Genomic DNA, 16,388 nt, shown 5'->3' with positions numbered 1-16,388 from the left:
AAAGGATAAATGAAATTAGATATATTGGTATTTGGCGCACATCCTGATGATGCTGAACTAGGAGCAGGAGCAACCATTGCAAAAGAAGTTGCCAGCGGAAAGAAAGTCGGTATTGTGGACCTTACACGTGGAGAATTAGGAACTCGTGGTTCGGCAGAAATAAGAGATAAAGAGGCAAAAGCTGCCGCAAAAATTCTTGGAGTATCGGTTAGGGAAAATTTGGAGTTTTCAGATGGTTTTTTTGTAAATGATAAGGAGCATCAATTGGAGGTCATAAAAATGATTCGCAAGTACCAACCGGAAATTGTTTTGTGCAATGCTGTGGATGATAGACATATTGATCACGCAAAAGGTAGCAGTTTAGTGAGCGATTCCTGTTTTTTAAGTGGATTGATTAAGATTGATACAAAATTTGAAGGAGATGATGAATGGCAAGACCCATGGCGTCCAAAACATGTATACCATTACATTCAATGGAAAAATATTGAACCAAATTTTGTTGTGGATGTATCTGGGTTTATTGATAAGAAAGTGACCGCCATTATGGCTTATAGTTCACAATTTCACGACCCAAACAGCAAAGAACCAGAAACACCAATAAGCAGTAAAAATTTCACTGATAGTGTAGGTTATAGAGCAAGGGATTTAGGAAGATTAGTGGGAGTAGAATATGCAGAAGGTTTTACAACAGAAAGGCACGTTGCCGTTAATCACCTTGGTGATTTAATGTAGGTTTTATCCAACATTCTTATATTCTTTTTTGGTTTTAGCCTTTGGCAAGGTGAAGAAAAAACTGGTTCCTTTCTTTAATTCACTTGAAACCCATATTTCACCTTTATTATTTTCCACCATTTCTTTACACAAAGAAAGACCTAGGCCTGTTCCTTTTTCATTGTTGGTGCCGTATGTTGTAAAATTAGAATTTTTAACAAACAACTTGTCTTGAACATCTTGGGCCATTCCAATACCGGTATCTCTTACACAGATTTCCCAATTATCATCATTCTCTTTTGCATCAATGACAATCATACCATGTTCAGGAGTAAATTTAAGGGCATTACTCATAAGATTTCTAATAATAATGTCTACCTGATTGTTGTCTGCCCAAACAACAATGTTTTCAGCTATTCTTTTGACAATTCTTATTGATTTTCCGTTTGCTATTTCTGACAGTAGGTTTACATTATCTTCAACAATGTGTTCTAACGTAATAGCAGCTGGTTTTGTAACCGCTCCGTTCATTTGTGTTTGCCCCCATGAAAGAAGATTGTTTAGGGTAAAAGAAATATGGCTAACATCATCCCATAGTTTTGGAACAAGCTTTAAGAATTCATTTTTTTGCATTTCACCTTCCTTGAACATTTTTAAAAGCCCCTCTAAAGCGCCAATAGGCCCCCTTAAATCATGACCAATTATAGAGAACAGCTTATCTTTGGTATCATTTATTCCTTTAAGTTCAACCTTTCTTTTTTCTAAGATTTCTTGCTTAACTTGTAATTCTTTGTTTAATTTTTTCTGATTTTTTTCATTTCTATAGACCAAGAATGTAATTAATGCTAAAATTAAGAGGATAATAATTGCACCATATATATAATTTCTTTGTTTTTCTAATGCTGCCAAGTTTTTTTGAATCAGGACTTCATTTTGCTTATCATGTGCCAACTTGGTCTTCAACATGGTAAGACTTTTCTTGTTGTCGTTTCTTGAAAGGGTATCAGACAATGATTGATATAACTCATGGTAGACAAGAGCATTTTCAAAGTCTTCCTTGTTCTTGCTTATTTTATATAATGTTCTTGCACACTTTTGAGTTCCTTCTTTGGTTTTTATTCTGTTAGATATTTCATAAGCTTCCAATGCATAGATTTCAGAAATACTATCTTTTTTTAATCCAAAGTAAGCTTCTGCCATTCCATTCATCAAATCAATTCTTCCTCTATCATCTTGAATTTTTCCATGGAGCATTTCTGCTTGATGGTACCAATGCAATGCCCAGATATACTTTTTCTTTTTTAGATAAACTTTTCCTTTTACTTCATAGGCATATGCCAACCAATCTGTTATATCATGCTTTTCAAAGGTTATTATACTTTTATTAATATTGAACATCGCATAATCCAGTTTCTCTATGTCTGCATAAATTGAGGCTATATTACTCATGGTCTCTGCTGAGTAAATATCATTTCCTATTTCCTCATTTATTTTCTTTGTTTTCTTGTAAAAAGTCAGTGCTTGTTCATAATCTTTTTGAGAGGCATATAGGTTACCAACATTTTCATTTAGTATGGATAGCATTAATTTATTATCTACCCTTTCTGCAAACTCTAAGCTTATTAAATATACATTTAGGGCTTTTGCATAGTCACCCATATACATATATTCTCCAGCAATACTGTTTTGTGTATTAAGAATTAAGTCAGAATCTTTAATTTGATTGGCTATTGACAGCGCTGACCTATAATAGTTTGTTGCTTCTGAAAAATCACCTTTATCAGAAAAATAGTCACCCATTAAGTTTAAGGAATGGGCTTCTCCCTTTTTGTAACCAGATGACTTACTATATTTTAGTGTTTGTTGAGAGAGAAGGTATAGACTGTCGGTTTTATAGAATCTCAATTCGGCTCCCAGCTTATTAAGAAGATTTATATAACTGGTATCTTTTACGCTAAAATTCTTTTTAACTTGTATTTTAGAAATACGGCTTTCCAGACTATCTCTAACATTTTGTTGAGCATAGCTTTGAGCAATACAAAGTATTGCGAAGGCAGAGAGCAAAGTAAATTGTCTTGTAAATTTAAAATTCAATGTTCTGTAGGTTAGCACTAAAAAAATATTGTAAGATTTTAACAGGTTTAAAAATACCTTCTCTATAAGCCTATTACTAATTAATGTTGTGAAATGCTCTTTTTTGTGTGTTTTATCGTGTAAAAAGTGCATTTTGTCGATGTTCTCATGAAGTCATTAAAAATTGAATGGTATTTCTCTTTATGTACAAAGGGCTTTTTAAATAAAATATCAGCATTTTTATTTTGAAAGATGGTATAAAAAAAATTACATTTGCAACCGCTTATAAATGGTGGTTGTAGCTCAGCTGGTTAGAGCATCGGTTTGTGGTACCGAGGGTCGCCGGTTCGAACCCGGTCTTCCACCCTAAATAGCAAGAAAAGAGTCCTGTCTAACGATGGGACTTTTTGTTTTAAGTAGAAAAGTTTGTGGGTGAGAAGCCTGTGCCGAGCATTGTCGAGGTGAACCCGGTTTTCCACCCTAAAAGCATAAATAAAAAACCCAATCTATTTTAGATTGGGTTTTTTGCTTTTTAATAAGTACCAGATTAGTTGGTAGCTTTGTCTACTATAACCCTTTGGTCTCGGTTAGCTACTTCCCAAGCAGTATAGAAAACTAGCCTTGTTCTATTCTCTAACAGATCATAATTTATTTTATCAGGTGTGTCACTCGGCTTGTGGTAATCTGCATGAGTACCATTAAAATAAAAGATAATAGGAATGTTGTTTTTAGCAAAATTGTAGTGGTCACTACGGTAATAAAAACGATTGGGGTCATTTTCATCGTTATAGGTATAATCTAATTCTATCTGAGTGTACTTTTTGTTTACAGCTTCAGAAAGCTCATGTAAATCTGTACTAAGCTTATCAGAACCAATTAAGTAAATATAATTTCTGTTTCCTTCTCTTTTTGGGTCTATACGCCCAATCATATCAATATTTAAATTTGCAACTGTTTGTGCCAATGGAAAAATGGGCTCAAAATCTGTATAGTACTGTGAACCGAACAATCCTTTTTCCTCGCCTGTTACATGTAAAAACACAACAGATCGCTTAGGGCCATTCCCTGCATCACTAGCTTTTTTAAATGCTTCTGCAATTTCTAAAAGAGCAACCGTTCCAGAGCCATCATCATCGGCACCATTATTAACTTCTCCATCACTTGTGATACCAATATGGTCTAAATGTGACGAGATTACAACATATTCGTTTGGCTTTTCTGAGCCTTTTATATAGGCCACTACATTTTCTGAGCTCACTTCTTCATTGGCACTTTCGATACTTAATGTTAAAGGAACTGAAATTGTTTTAGGAACATCATCTTCATCTATGTTTGGTAATAGTTTTTTTCCAATTTCAGAATTGATAATGAAACTGGCAAAATCTCCTGATTTATCTTTCAATGTCATTCTGCCTCTATTATTCCTTTTGGAGAAGTCATAATAGCCTTTATACCTACCAAAATTAGCATCGTCATAATAAAGCATTCCAAGTGCACCATTGTCTGTTGCTGCTTGTGCACGTTTGCCAAAAGATTCTGACATATTGCTCCAATCAGATTTTTCTTCTGTGCCAGAAACAGCGTAGGTGCCATTACTATTTTTTGGTTCACCAAATTTTATCAATACCAACTTGCCTTGCACATTTAACCCCTTATAATCAGAATAATTTTCATCGTCTATACCATATCCTGCATAAACAATATCGGTATGTGTGCCTGTTGCTTTGGAAAAAGTCACAAAATTCTCACCTATAGGATATTCGTTATTATCAATATTAATTGATCCAGTTGGTAGATTGCTCATTTCCAAGGGAACATCTTGAATGTAGTCGCCATCAGCTTTGGCAGCATCAATTTTCAATTCTTCATACGCAGTTTTTATATATTCAACCGCTTTCTTTTGCCCGGGTTTTCCCGTTTCCCTGCCTTCAAATTCATCTGAGGCATAGACATATAAATGTTCTTTTAATTCTTCTTGTGTAATTGTTTTGGCGTAGATGGTACTTGTTTCCTCATTATTAACTACTTCTTTTTCCGCCACGGTTTTCTGAGAAGAGTTGCAAGACATTATCAATCCAATAAGTACTAAGGCTATTTTTTTCATTATGGTAGTATTTTGTACAAAATTCACCAAAAATAACAAAAAGAAAATGTAAGAGGGGTAAAAGGCAAACTATATCTGAGAGAATTAGTAAATTAATAATCAAATTACTAATTATGGATAGGAGAAAATGGTTTAGACAGACTGGAGTTTTGTCTACGGGACTTGTGTTAACGCCCTACTTGGGAAGTTCCAACACCTATTTGAGTGAGGAGGGTGAAGAAGTTATTAAACTAAGTTCTAATGAGAATCCTTATGGTTGCTCGGCAAAAGCTTTGAAAGCATATAATAGTGCTGGCTTACATGTAAACCGTTATGTGTTTGCAACCATATCTAAAGTAAAAGATTTTTTTGCCAATAAATTTAATGTTACCAGTAATGAGGTTTTATTGGGGGCCGGTTCATCATCTTTATTGGAGACTATTGCTTTATTTATGTTACAAAAAGGCGGGGATATTGTTACTGCAACCCCAACTTTTGATATTATGCCAGCTATGCTGCAAAAGTTTAATATTAAGACTCATTATATACCTCTGAATATGAGTCATGTATTGGATTTGGATAAAATGCTGTTGACTACAAAACAATTTCCAGGGCTTGTATACATTGTTAACCCAAATAACCCTATTGGTACTGCTCTTGATTCAGAAAAGCTCATTTTGTTTATGGAAAAGGCTACAAAACATTCATATGTTCTTATTGATGAAGCTTATTTGGAATTTTCCGATAAGCCGAAATCAATGATCCATTTAATTTACAATCCCAAAGTAATTATTATTAAAACCCTTTCTAAAGTTTATGGCTTGGCAGGTCTTAGAATTGGATATGGGTTTGCTCATGAGGGTACGGTTAAAGGAATAGAGAAATTTCAAATTTTCCCTGGCCTAACAATTTCCTCTGCGGCTTATGCGGCAACCATGGCCGCTTTAGGGGATAATGAACATATTGAGTTTGTCAAAAGAAAGAACAACGAGGCTAAAAGTATGGTCTATAAAGCTCTTGAGAAATTAAAAATAAATTACATTTCTTCCCAAACAAGTTTTATACTGTTTGATATTTCATCTTTCAAAGGAGACTTTGTTGAAGAATTTAAAAAAAGAAACATTTTAATAGGTGAAAGGAATTATTTGGATAAGAAGTGGTGTAGGGTAAGTATGGGTACTATTGACGAGACCAAAAAATTCATTGAAGTTTTAGAGGAAATATGGGGCTAAGTATAGTAGCTTAAACCCCATTTTTTCTTAATAGTTTTCTTTAACTATTTTTTCTTTTTTAAATGCCAAACATAAATAGCAGTTAGGCCCACATTTAAATTTGGTGCTTTAAAAGCAAAATTGGTTGGGGTTTGAGTAAGGTATGTGTCTTCCACCAAACTACGTGCATTGGTTAACATGCATTGAAACATGAGCCCACCAATTTCCCAATTAAGACCTACAGAAAAGGGGTCATAAGTATTATTTGATTTTAAGGGATTGGTCACCCAATAATATTCAGACACAAGAGATAAATGTCCTGTTAACTTATACCTTCCGCCGAAACCTAGAGCAAAAGTATCTGTGGGGTCATCTGTCGAAGCAACCGTGCCCCGGTGAACAAGCGTAGGTGCAATTTGCAAAGAGAAATCGGAGCTGAATTTCCTAGCGATTAATGCTTGAGTGGTAAAGGAAAACCGGTTATAGTCATCATCGCTAACCGTTCCATATGGATTGCCTTCTAAGTTAGAACTACCGCCTTGAAAGAGGGTAATGCTCAGCGGCGAACCTTCACCTTTTGGGCGTTGTCTAATCAACTTGTATTTAAAAAAACCATCAATTAAATCATCATAACCAGCATATCCAATACCCATAGAAAATCTATCCGTTACACCATATTCCAATGCTAACCTTCCAGAAAGTTTATCAGGAAAAATGCTCTTTTTTTCTCTATTTGGAACATTCCAAAATCTATAGGCCCAATAGGTTTCTAAAATTCCTTTTTTTCTGGTTTCTATAGATTGCCCATAAGAGATTCTAGTCATTTTAAAAGTCGCCGAAGTATATTCAACGGTACTTGGCTGTTCTTGTTCTAAGATTTCCAACAAATCATCTTGTGCATTTAAATTAGTATATAAACCTGCAATTAGGAACACTACTAAAAATAATTTTCTATTTTTCATAAGGCTCATATTCAAATCTAAAGGTTACTGAAATTGTTTTTGCAATGTTGCCAGCTAATAGCGGTGGCACCATAATATCATAATCTTTCACAAAAGTTTCAAAAGTCCCGGTTAGAATATAATTTTCACCAGAATTATCAATATTTGTCTTAATTTCCAATTCTTTTGAAACACCGTGCAGTGTAAAAATTCCTTTAATTATTTTTGTTTGAATGCCGTTTATAGAAGCATCAAAATCCACTATTTCACCTTCAAAGGTCGCTTTGGGATAAATATCAGATTCTATATAACTTTCATTAAAATGTTCTCTCATTAATGCTTTTTCAAAGACAAAAACATTCATTAACATAGTGGCGGCAATCTTATTATTGGAAAAATCAATAATACTCAATGCTTGGTTGTTCTCTGCTTTTATATTTTCAACGGAAGTATAGGAAAAAAACGATACCTGCCCTTGACGAGCAATAATTTGATCTGAGTTTTGCCCAATTCCGTTTAAAAATGAAAAAACGAAAAGAAACTTAATTAGCTTATTCATTAATTTTGGTGTTGAGTAGTACACAATTTAGCATAATGCCGTCCATGAGGAACCCTTTAAAGACTCCTTTTATTAAAACAGAGTCCCCTTTATTAAGCTTTTGGACATTGTGTAATTGGTTGGTTTGCATATCACATATTATATAGCCTTCTTTTCTGCTTTTTGAAGCTTCTAAAAATACAGTACATTTTTTATTAATAAAACTAACTTTTGTTACAATACCTTTAATTTCAATTATTTTTTCTTTGTAATTTGAATTTGCTTTATTCTTATCCAATACAAAAGATGACATTAAATTTTCGGCGTCTGTATGCACTTCTGTTTTTGCATCTAATACATTGATATGGGAATTATTAGACACATACCAATAAAAACAAACTCCAAGTAATAAAATTACCAAAGCCCCAATTGTTTTTATGCTAAGCTTGTTCATACTATAAACATCTTTTATAAACAGAAAACTGCATTAAAGTTATAACAAAAGCAGTATAGAATACTATTTTATTTTATAATGGTAAATCATGGGAAGCATAGCAACTTCCCATGATTTCTTCACCAATATCCAACTTCCTTAATCAATTATTGTTATGGTCCCTGTCATTTGACCGTGAAACTCGCAATTATAAAATAATGTATCTGGAGCATCATTTGGTACAGTAAAACTTATAGTTCCTGTAGAGGCGCCATTGTTGGTAACACCATCGTTAAATATATCTCCTGTACCTGTGCCTTGCACAGATTTAATTAAAAATGGGTGCCCTGGAGTATTTACATTAAACTCATAAGTTTCGCCTCTTTTAAATGTAAAATCTGGATTATTTGCATTTGTTAACCCACCTCCACTAAATGTATAGGCAGAGGCTCCGTCATTGGAAACTTCATAGGTAGCAGCAACACTAGAAGTGTTATCTGGTTCTGGAGCAGCCTCTGTATCTGGGTTGATTATGGGCCATATTCCTGCAGCTGGAAAACCAACACCATAATTATCTCCTCGTTCTTGATCTTGCCCAAAGTAATATAAAGGCCATCCTTTATACGTTAATTGTGATTGTCCAAATACATCAATTGTTCCAAAATCATCATCATTTAAAATGCTTGGCAAACCGTCTATTGTTGTATTAAATATTGGCCATACACCGTTATTGGAAAGGTCAGATGCTGTAAAATTATTCTGGTCTTTTTTATCTCCAGTAAAAATGTAAAGAGTGTTTCCTTCTGCGTCTGTAACATAAAGTGTTTCTTCATCACCAGCAACATATTCCCCGGTAAGATTAGTTTCTACGCCATTAGAATCTCTTCCTACTAATTGTGCTACCGATATCATTAGAGAATAGTCTGGTTTTGCAACAAAGAAGTTATTGGCATTGTCTCCATTTACATCTCCCACGGCAGCATCATTAGCAAATAAATATAGCGGCCATCCTTTGTATGTAGTTTGTTGTTCCCCATCTTCTCTTGTTATTGTTGAAAAGTCATCAGCATCTAATCCTGCGTCTAAAGTAAGATTCTCAGCAAAGAAAGTTGGCCATACATCAGAACATCCACCACTACAGTTAGAAGAACCTTTTGAGTCTTTTCCAAAGAAATAAAGAGTCATTCCATCTGCATTTGTCATTACGCTACCAAAAGTTCCATTTTCTGCAATTCTTACCGCATTTGGGTCTGGCTCTGGAGCCGCTTCTGTATCTGGGTTAATTATGGGCCATATTCCAGCAGCTGGGAAACCAACACCATAATTATCTCCTCGTTCTTGATCTTGCCCAAAGTAATATAAAGGCCATCCTTTATATGTTAATTGTGATTGACCAAATACGTCTATAGTTCCAAAATCATCAGCACTCAAAATACTTGGTAGACCATCAATTGTTGTATTAAATATGGGCCATACAGCATCATTGGAAAAATCTGAAGCTGTAAAATTATTTTGATTTTTTTTGTCTCCAACAAAAATATAAAGGGTATTCCCTTCATCATCAGTAACATAAAGCGTTTCTTCATCACCAGGAGTAAAATCTCCTTTAAGATTGGTTTCAGCCCCATTGGAGTCTCTTCCTACCAATTGTGCAACAGTTATCATTAATGAGTAATCTGGTTTGGCTACAAAAAAGTTGTTGGTGTTATCTCCATTTATATCTTCGGCAGCTGCATCATTGGCAAATAAATATAAAGGCCATCCTTTATAAGTTGTCTGTTCTGCTCCATCTTCTCTTGTAATGGTAGCAAAGTCAGCGGCATCCAATCCCGCATCTAAAGTAAGTTCGCTAGCAAAAAAGATTGGCCATACATCTGCACAACCACCACTACAGTTAGAAGCCCCTTTGGCATCTTTTCCAAAGAAGTAAAGTGTTTTTCCTTCAGCGTTTGTTAATACATTTCCAAAAGTTGCATCGGCTCTTAAACCAACCGCATTTTTAACTTCAGATTCTGTTTCGGTCTCCGTTTCTGTTTCTGTTTCAGAATTCGGGTTGTTGTAAGGGTCATTTGAATCGTCAGAACAACTAACGTAAATCAATGATAGAATAAATAGTAATAATAGCTTTTTCATTTTGTTTAAATTTTAAAAATGGGTTAAATATTAATGTTGCCCCAAAAGAACTATTTGTTAGAAGCTTATAAAGACAAAATGTGCGTGAAAGGGAAAAACGACCTCTGAAAGGGAATAAATTAGGATGAAATTTTTTGAGATTTTTTAAAAGAATAACTTAGGTTATCCCAGTGTTCATAGGGAATGTTCTAAAATATAGCACATAATGTTAAATAGGAACCCTCTTTTTTGGTTAGATGTATTTTTATAGCTCTATGAACAGTATATGTATTGTTATTTTGGTTAAAAATGGGCCTATTTTAATTGATAAGGAGCGTAGGGTGTAATGTGTTTGTAAAAAAATAACTCATCTAATTCTATATAGTATTTGCTACTAAAAAACCTCCAATAGAATAGTTCCATTGGAGGCTTTTGTTTAATTAAGTGTTTATCTAAAAATACAGCTTAGCATCTACATACCGTACTAGGGGTGATTTTATAATTTGCTCTTTCACCTTCTGGTGGATATCCTAAATCGGTAAGGATATTTAATGCTGTTGCCAGCTCATTGGCTTTTACAAAATTAAAAACGATAAGTGAGTCCGTAGGATATATATATACATTTGTAATATCCATAATTTTTAAAAGCTCCTTTTTTATAGTTGACGAACATCTTTGGCAGAATGAATTTTGAACGTGAACTGTTGCGAATCCTGATTTCATAGCTCTAAATTTTAAAATACTCTTGATACGTTAAACCCAAAGAAAAAATCACCCTTACCCCAATCACCAATTGCCTGGCCAAGAAAACCATTTGTATTCATGGGTTGTGCATTGGTAAAGTGCACTTGAAAAACATGTCCACCAGTTTCTAAATCAAAACCAATAGAAAAAGGATTTTTAAAAGGAGAATTCTCTACTCTATTTAGATGGTGACCATAGTCAGCATTAATGGACCACCTTTTAGAAAGTTTATGTCTTCCACCTAAACCTAAAGAATATTGAGAGTTGTCCTGTTCATCTAGCTGTACAAGGTTATCATGAAAAAAAGTTGGGATAACTTCCAATGAAAAGTTTTTATTTACTTTTCTAGAGATTAGTAACTGTACTGTGTATCCTAAACGATTTTGAAATTCTAACCCAGGAAGGTTTTCTTTTTCTAAAGCCGTATTTATTAGTAGCGTATTAAATGATACTACTGTGAATGGTGAACCACCGTTTTTTTGACGCAGCAACCTCATTTTAAGAGAAGTTTCATAGATTTTTAAAAAAGAACTTCTTGAGACTCCAATGTTTATTCCATCTGACAATCCATATATAAAGTTGAGACGAGTAACAGCTTGGTCTAATCCAAAGAAGTCCTTAAATCCTGTTTTTACAGAACCAAACCTGTGAGATACTACAAAGTAAAGTTCCTTGTCTGATATCATTTTGGTAGACTCAAAGTTTACAATTTTTAATCCCTTAAAAGCAGCTGTTTCAAAATCGTCAGTTGCCTCAGTATCTATTTCAGAGAAAAGATCATCCTGTGAAAAGAGTATAAAAGGGAGAATAAGGAAGAGAATATTTAAGGTTTTCATTTTACTATTTTTTAGGTTTTTATTTAATTATTTGTGTTGCTTGGTCAATTTTCACTAATTCCAATAAATCATCATATCCTATACATCGCCCTTTTATAGTGACGTTATCACCAACAGAAGAATTCCTGATAGTTCCATTCAACAAATTTGCCTGTACTTTATCATCAATGATTATACTGTTAGTTTCTATGGAAATTATTTTGCCAGAAACAGCGATTACTTTATCTAAAAGTTCTTGGGAGGCAAGGCTCTGGTTTGTTGTGAATTTTGATCCAAGTTCTACAGCAGAAATTTCTATGGTCGCCTTTTCAGTTGCAATATCTCTATGCTCACCATAAACATACTGCTTTACAAAAAGTGCAATAAGAAAGACCAGTGCTATTAAGGATATTAATACGATATATTTTTTCTTGCTCATTTTTCTATAAGATTAAATTCTATTTGCACCCATACTTCTTTTGCTATTTTGTTCTTTACAATTTTTGGAATCTCAATATCAAAATCCTCAGGGGTTACTTTAAAATCTCCTTTTATAGAAATTGTATTGTTAGCTTTACTAACTTTTAGGGTAGTGGTAATTTCTTTTTTCTTGCCATGCAATTCTAGCGTGCCTGTGGTCTCTATTTCTTGTTCGTTCTCATTAAGATTTGCAAAGTCAAAACCAGAAAGAATTCCTTTAAATATGGCCTTAGGATATGTTTCAGATTCAATATAATTTTCATTAAAATGTTCTTCCATTAAAGAATTTTTAAATCGAAACCCTTTCATAAGACCTAATGCGGCTATTTCTCCAGTCTTACTATCTAAGATTGCAGTAACAGATTTATTCTCTGCTTTTACTTCTTCAAATAGTTTTTCTGAAGCCTCAAAAATTATAGTTCCATTTTTATCTATGTACTTTTCTTGAGCACTTATTGTTGATACATTAAAAAAGGCTATAATCGCAATTGCTAAAAGTTTAATGTTTTTAATTTTCATAATTTTTTGTTTTTATTGTTTAACTAGTTTTCTAATGTTCCTTCTTGTATCCATTGTTCAATAAGGTCTATGGTTGCCTGTGGTAATCTGTTTGAAGGGGGCATGGACCCATTTTCACTTGTCTGCTTAGATATTGCCCTTAAAAGAGAACCATTTTCTGCCCTTGCTTTTACTTGTTCATAAGTAACTAAGGAGAAAGGAGCACCATTCCGAACAGGGTTAGAGTGGCATCCTAGACAATTACTTCCTATAATGTCTTTTATGTTTGCATTGTAGGTAATTGCTCCACTGGGTTCTTCAGTTTCTTTTTCGTCATTGTTTCCAGATTCCAGCAATAGATCGCTTTCACTGTCATTGGTGCATGCCATTAAAATGACAGAGAATAATGCACAAAGGATTTTCATTTTTTTTGTCATAACTGTTTTTTTAAATTGTTTATTGACTTTTAGTATTATTCTCAAAACAACCATTTTACTGGGGTTCTTAAAGACAAAATGTTTATGAAAGGGAAAATCTGGGTTTAAAAGGGAATTTTTTTAAGTGGATATTTAGTTAAAATTGTTAGGACTTTGCAAATCATAGATTTAGTTTTTATCAAATACTTATCTTAGGCTTCCAAAAATGCCAGTCAAACCATTACAATGAGAAAGGACCGCCTTTACTTTTTTACTTTTTTATCCATCTCTATTATTTTTATAGTGATTGCGAGTATTGCTATACAGTTTTTTGTTAAGGCAAGCGCCAATCAATTGTTAGAAACTCAGTTAGAATCTAGCAAGCGTGAAGCAAAGGAAATAGCAAATCTTGTAGGGTATCAATTGGAAAACGGACTTGCTAAGGAGACGGTAATACAAAACATACAACGTAGCATAGAAAGCACCAATCTAGAAACAGGGTTTGTATCTGTGTTCGATTGGTCTGGAAAAGAAGTTAGTCATCCAGACATAAAAAGAGTGGGGCAATTGGTAAGCCCAAATCAATCTTTTGTTTCTTCGGTAACGGATGATTTATCCTCGGAAGATTTTTACGATTTACTGCAGAGTAAACAAGAGGCTGGTGGCGTTAGAAATTTTGAGGATTCGGAGCAAGAATCTGAAGTAATTTATTTATATCCAGTTGCCAATTCTGATTGGATTATTGCAGCGCACGCAAACACTAATAAAATATCGTCACAGATTGGAGCACTTAGGAATAAGTTCTATAATATTTTGCTCATAATGGGCTTTATCATTATTCTCTCCTCTGTTATTACAGTAAGGCTTATTGGTAGTGCATATGAAAAAAGATTAGAGTTAAAGAACCAAAAACTAGAAGATGAAGTAATTAATCTTTCTAAATTGAATAGGGCAGTTGGTGATTATCAACAAAAAGTAAGCGAAAACCTGCCAGAGAATAAAAAGAGCAGTGCTAATGAGAAAAACAAAAAACGAATCCTTACTTATGTTAGAAACGAGCTTTTGCCTATTGCTACGGAAGATATTGCCCATATCTATACAGAGAACACTATAACCTATGTGGTTTGTTTTGATGGTAAACGTTCCACTACCAATGTAAGTCTGGATGAGTTGTTCTCCAGTTTGGACAGTAGTTTTTTCTATAGGGCCAATAGGCAGTTTATTATTGCCATTTCTGCAATTGATAAAATTGTAAAGTATGGTAATAATCAGCTTAAGATTCTTGTAAATCCAAATTCAGAAGTAGATATTATAATTAGTAAAAACAAAGCTGCGGAGTTTAAGCAATGGCTTAATTTGTAGAAGAATTTATTTATAAACAAAAAACCCATAACTAGAGTTATGGGTTTTATTTTGCGGAGAAAGAGGGATTCGAACCCCCGGAGGTGTGACCCTCAATAGTTTTCAAGACTACCGCATTCGACCACTCTGCCATTTCTCCAATGCGGCTGCAAATATAATAACCTTTTTTAAATCTTGATAATAACTATCATATAAATTTTAATTATAGACTATAATAGAATCAGAATCAATTCTTAGTGCCTGCAAAAACTCATGCAATCTTTAAAAAACCCGATGAACGGCAAATTATTATAGGTGATTTACCCAATTTTAGTAGAAAAACACTCAATTTTCTATAAACCTATGAAATTTTACTAGTAGAACATTAAAAACAATTGGGCAACTTTGGTAAAACAAACAACTCAAATCTTACTCTTATGAAAAAAGCCACTACCTACAAGGCAATCATTGGATGTGTTATTGCATTGTTAAGCAACGCAATGATTGCCCAGAATAATAACGCTGATAGCGAGATTAATCAAGATACCTACAAGAAATTAAAAGCACTTGGTTATAGTGATAAAGAAGTTTTTGAAGACCTTGGAAATGCCTACTTTTTAACTGAGAATTATAGCCAAGCTGCTTTCTGGTATGATGAACTTATTAAAATTAGCCCAGATGGCGTATTAAAGCCTAGTTACCAAGAACGATATAATTATGCGAAAAAAGAGGTAAACCAAGCAATGTCTTTCTCCAATATGGATAAGAAAGATTGGTTATCTGTTGTTAAAGCAGATTATCAGTTAAAAAATATGACTACAAAAGAAAAAAAGAGTAGTTCTTCATCTGAGAAATTTAAAGAATTGGTTTTTGAGCCCTCAAATTCTCAATTTGTAATAAAAGAAGAAGAACCTGTTGCCATTCAAAACTTTATTGGAAAAACCTCTATGGAATCTAAAGAGTATGATGCACCAATTGCAGTAACGGCAAATGGGAGAACAGCATATTTTAGTAAAGTAGATTTTGTAAAACCCTTATATGGTATGTTTTCTAAAAAGGAACAAATTTATAAAATATACAAAGCAGAAAAGGTAAATGGTGAATGGACAAATTTTGAAAAAGTAGCAGTATGCCCCAAAAACTACTCAGCAAAACACCCAGCCGTGTCCGCTGATGGTAAGCGTTTGTTCTTTGCATCTAACATGCCTGGTAGTTTTGGCGACTATGATATTTATGTTGCTGATTTATACCAAGACGGTAGTGTAGGGGTTTCCAAGAACTTAGGACAAAAAGTAAATACTAAGAAGAACGATTTATATCCAAGTCTCGCCGATGGGAACACATTATTTTTTGCTTCTGAAGGACGAAAAGGACACGGAGGATTGGATATTTATATGACCCAAGTTGGCCAAAGCAAGGTTAATTTAGCCATGAATATGGGAAGTCCAATAAACAGTAATAAAGATGATTTTTCAATTTCTTTTAAGGATGAAGGTGGTTTTGTAATGTCTAATAGAGGTGGAGATTCTAATATTCAGAAAGTGGCATTTACACCTACTAATAATAAGGACCAAGAGCTAGATGAGCGTCAAAAATACAATTCCATGGAAACTATCCGTAAAAGCTGGCAAGTAGATTATTCTACTTCAGTTTACGAAGATGAATAAATAAAATGTCCTAATTATACCAAAACGTAGGTTTTAGGCACCCTAATCATGTACAAATCTTGTGCGGGTTAGGGTTTTTTGTGGAATAAATTAGATTTTTGAGTATGCATTTTAACGAAAAATGCTACTTAAATACTAAGTTTTATGAAATTTTGAATAAGTTTATTACTGATTTAAATGAAGTTGATACCCTAAAACCCCCAAACTTATGATTACAAACCTACTTTTTAACCGTATTGCAAACCATGCTCATAATGGTAAACTAAGCTTTAATATGAAAAAATGGAGCTCTTTAACTTCCTTAGTTAAAAGCTGTCACTTTCTG

15 protein-coding genes and 2 tRNA genes are annotated in these 16,388 nt (G+C 33.7%); 5 read left to right on the top strand and 12 right to left on the bottom strand.

Going from position 1 to position 16,388, the window contains the following annotated elements; genetic code table 11:
- Positions 1-9: 9 nt before the first annotated feature.
- Positions 10-732: a bacillithiol biosynthesis deacetylase BshB1 gene (gene bshB1, locus AC000W_RS11675; protein WP_474748499.1), complete on the top strand. Its 723-nt coding sequence runs from the start codon at positions 10-12 to the stop codon at positions 730-732.
- A gap of 3 nt (positions 733-735) precedes the next feature.
- On the opposite strand, the gene AC000W_RS11670 is transcribed toward bshB1, so the two are convergent.
- A complete protein-coding gene (locus AC000W_RS11670; protein ID WP_474748498.1) occupies positions 736-2,805 on the bottom strand; it encodes a tetratricopeptide repeat-containing sensor histidine kinase in 2,070 nt (689 codons plus the stop codon).
- A 270-nt stretch (positions 2,806-3,075) separates the two neighbouring features.
- Between AC000W_RS11670 and AC000W_RS11665 the strand changes: the two genes are divergently transcribed.
- Positions 3,076-3,151: transfer RNA gene (locus AC000W_RS11665), tRNA-His, on the top strand.
- Positions 3,152-3,331: 180 nt separating this feature from the next.
- On the opposite strand, the gene AC000W_RS11660 is transcribed toward AC000W_RS11665, so the two are convergent.
- The gene (locus AC000W_RS11660; protein WP_474748496.1) at positions 3,332-4,888 is read right to left on the bottom strand and encodes a M28 family peptidase; all 1,557 of its coding nucleotides are present in this window, start codon (positions 4,886-4,888) and stop codon (positions 3,332-3,334) included.
- A gap of 113 nt (positions 4,889-5,001) precedes the next feature.
- On the opposite strand from AC000W_RS11660, the gene AC000W_RS11655 reads away from it, so the two are divergent.
- Complete coding sequence (locus AC000W_RS11655) at positions 5,002-6,099, top strand: pyridoxal phosphate-dependent aminotransferase (protein ID WP_474748495.1); 1,098 nt, start codon at positions 5,002-5,004, stop codon at positions 6,097-6,099.
- 44 nt (positions 6,100-6,143) lie between these two features.
- On the opposite strand, the gene AC000W_RS11650 is transcribed toward AC000W_RS11655, so the two are convergent.
- From AC000W_RS11650 to AC000W_RS11610, 9 genes are all read right to left on the bottom strand, one after another.
- Positions 6,144-7,040 (bottom strand): DUF5777 family beta-barrel protein, encoded by an 897-nt coding sequence (locus tag AC000W_RS11650; RefSeq protein WP_474748493.1) that lies wholly within the window; start codon positions 7,038-7,040, stop codon positions 6,144-6,146.
- Positions 7,030-7,578, bottom strand: coding sequence for a YceI family protein (locus AC000W_RS11645; protein WP_474748492.1), 549 nt, complete (start codon positions 7,576-7,578; stop codon positions 7,030-7,032). The genes AC000W_RS11650 and AC000W_RS11645 overlap by 11 nt, the downstream gene beginning before the upstream one ends.
- Positions 7,571-8,011: an OB-fold protein gene (locus tag AC000W_RS11640; protein WP_474748490.1), complete on the bottom strand. Its 441-nt coding sequence runs from the start codon at positions 8,009-8,011 to the stop codon at positions 7,571-7,573. Before AC000W_RS11640 ends, AC000W_RS11645 begins: the two co-directional genes overlap by 8 nt.
- Positions 8,012-8,149: 138 nt before the next feature.
- Positions 8,150-10,123: a hypothetical protein gene (locus AC000W_RS11635; protein ID WP_474748489.1), complete on the bottom strand. Its 1,974-nt coding sequence runs from the start codon at positions 10,121-10,123 to the stop codon at positions 8,150-8,152.
- A gap of 444 nt (positions 10,124-10,567) precedes the next feature.
- Positions 10,568-10,825 carry a heavy metal transporter gene (locus AC000W_RS11630; protein WP_474748487.1) on the bottom strand — a complete coding sequence of 86 codons (258 nt, stop codon included), beginning with the start codon at positions 10,823-10,825 and terminating at the stop codon, positions 10,568-10,570.
- 11 nt (positions 10,826-10,836) lie between these two features.
- Positions 10,837-11,682, bottom strand: coding sequence for a DUF5777 family beta-barrel protein (locus AC000W_RS11625; protein WP_474748486.1), 846 nt, complete (start codon positions 11,680-11,682; stop codon positions 10,837-10,839).
- Positions 11,683-11,701: 19 nt separating this feature from the next.
- Positions 11,702-12,100, bottom strand: a complete 399-nt coding sequence (locus AC000W_RS11620) for an OB-fold protein (RefSeq protein WP_474748484.1) — start codon at positions 12,098-12,100, stop codon at positions 11,702-11,704.
- The gene (locus AC000W_RS11615) at positions 12,097-12,660 is read right to left on the bottom strand and encodes a YceI family protein (protein WP_474748483.1); all 564 of its coding nucleotides are present in this window, start codon (positions 12,658-12,660) and stop codon (positions 12,097-12,099) included. The genes AC000W_RS11620 and AC000W_RS11615 overlap by 4 nt, the downstream gene beginning before the upstream one ends.
- A gap of 23 nt (positions 12,661-12,683) precedes the next feature.
- Positions 12,684-13,076, bottom strand: coding sequence for a hypothetical protein (locus AC000W_RS11610; RefSeq protein ID WP_476658680.1), 393 nt, complete (start codon positions 13,074-13,076; stop codon positions 12,684-12,686).
- 225 nt (positions 13,077-13,301) lie between these two features.
- Here AC000W_RS11610 and AC000W_RS11605 point away from each other — a divergent pair, with 225 nt between their 5' ends.
- Positions 13,302-14,417 carry a LytR/AlgR family response regulator transcription factor gene (locus AC000W_RS11605; RefSeq protein WP_474748480.1) on the top strand — a complete coding sequence of 372 codons (1,116 nt, stop codon included), beginning with the start codon at positions 13,302-13,304 and terminating at the stop codon, positions 14,415-14,417.
- 54 nt (positions 14,418-14,471) lie between these two features.
- Here AC000W_RS11605 and AC000W_RS11600 read toward each other — a convergent pair.
- Positions 14,472-14,556 (bottom strand) — tRNA-Ser (locus AC000W_RS11600).
- Positions 14,557-14,833: 277 nt separating this feature from the next.
- On the opposite strand from AC000W_RS11600, the gene AC000W_RS11595 reads away from it, so the two are divergent.
- Positions 14,834-16,063 carry a cell envelope biogenesis protein OmpA gene (locus AC000W_RS11595; RefSeq protein ID WP_474748478.1) on the top strand — a complete coding sequence of 410 codons (1,230 nt, stop codon included), beginning with the start codon at positions 14,834-14,836 and terminating at the stop codon, positions 16,061-16,063.
- Positions 16,064-16,388: the final 325 nt, after the last annotated feature.

This window comes from Saonia sp., from assembly GCF_056326165.1.
This window is presented reverse-complemented; position numbering and strand designations above follow the sequence as displayed.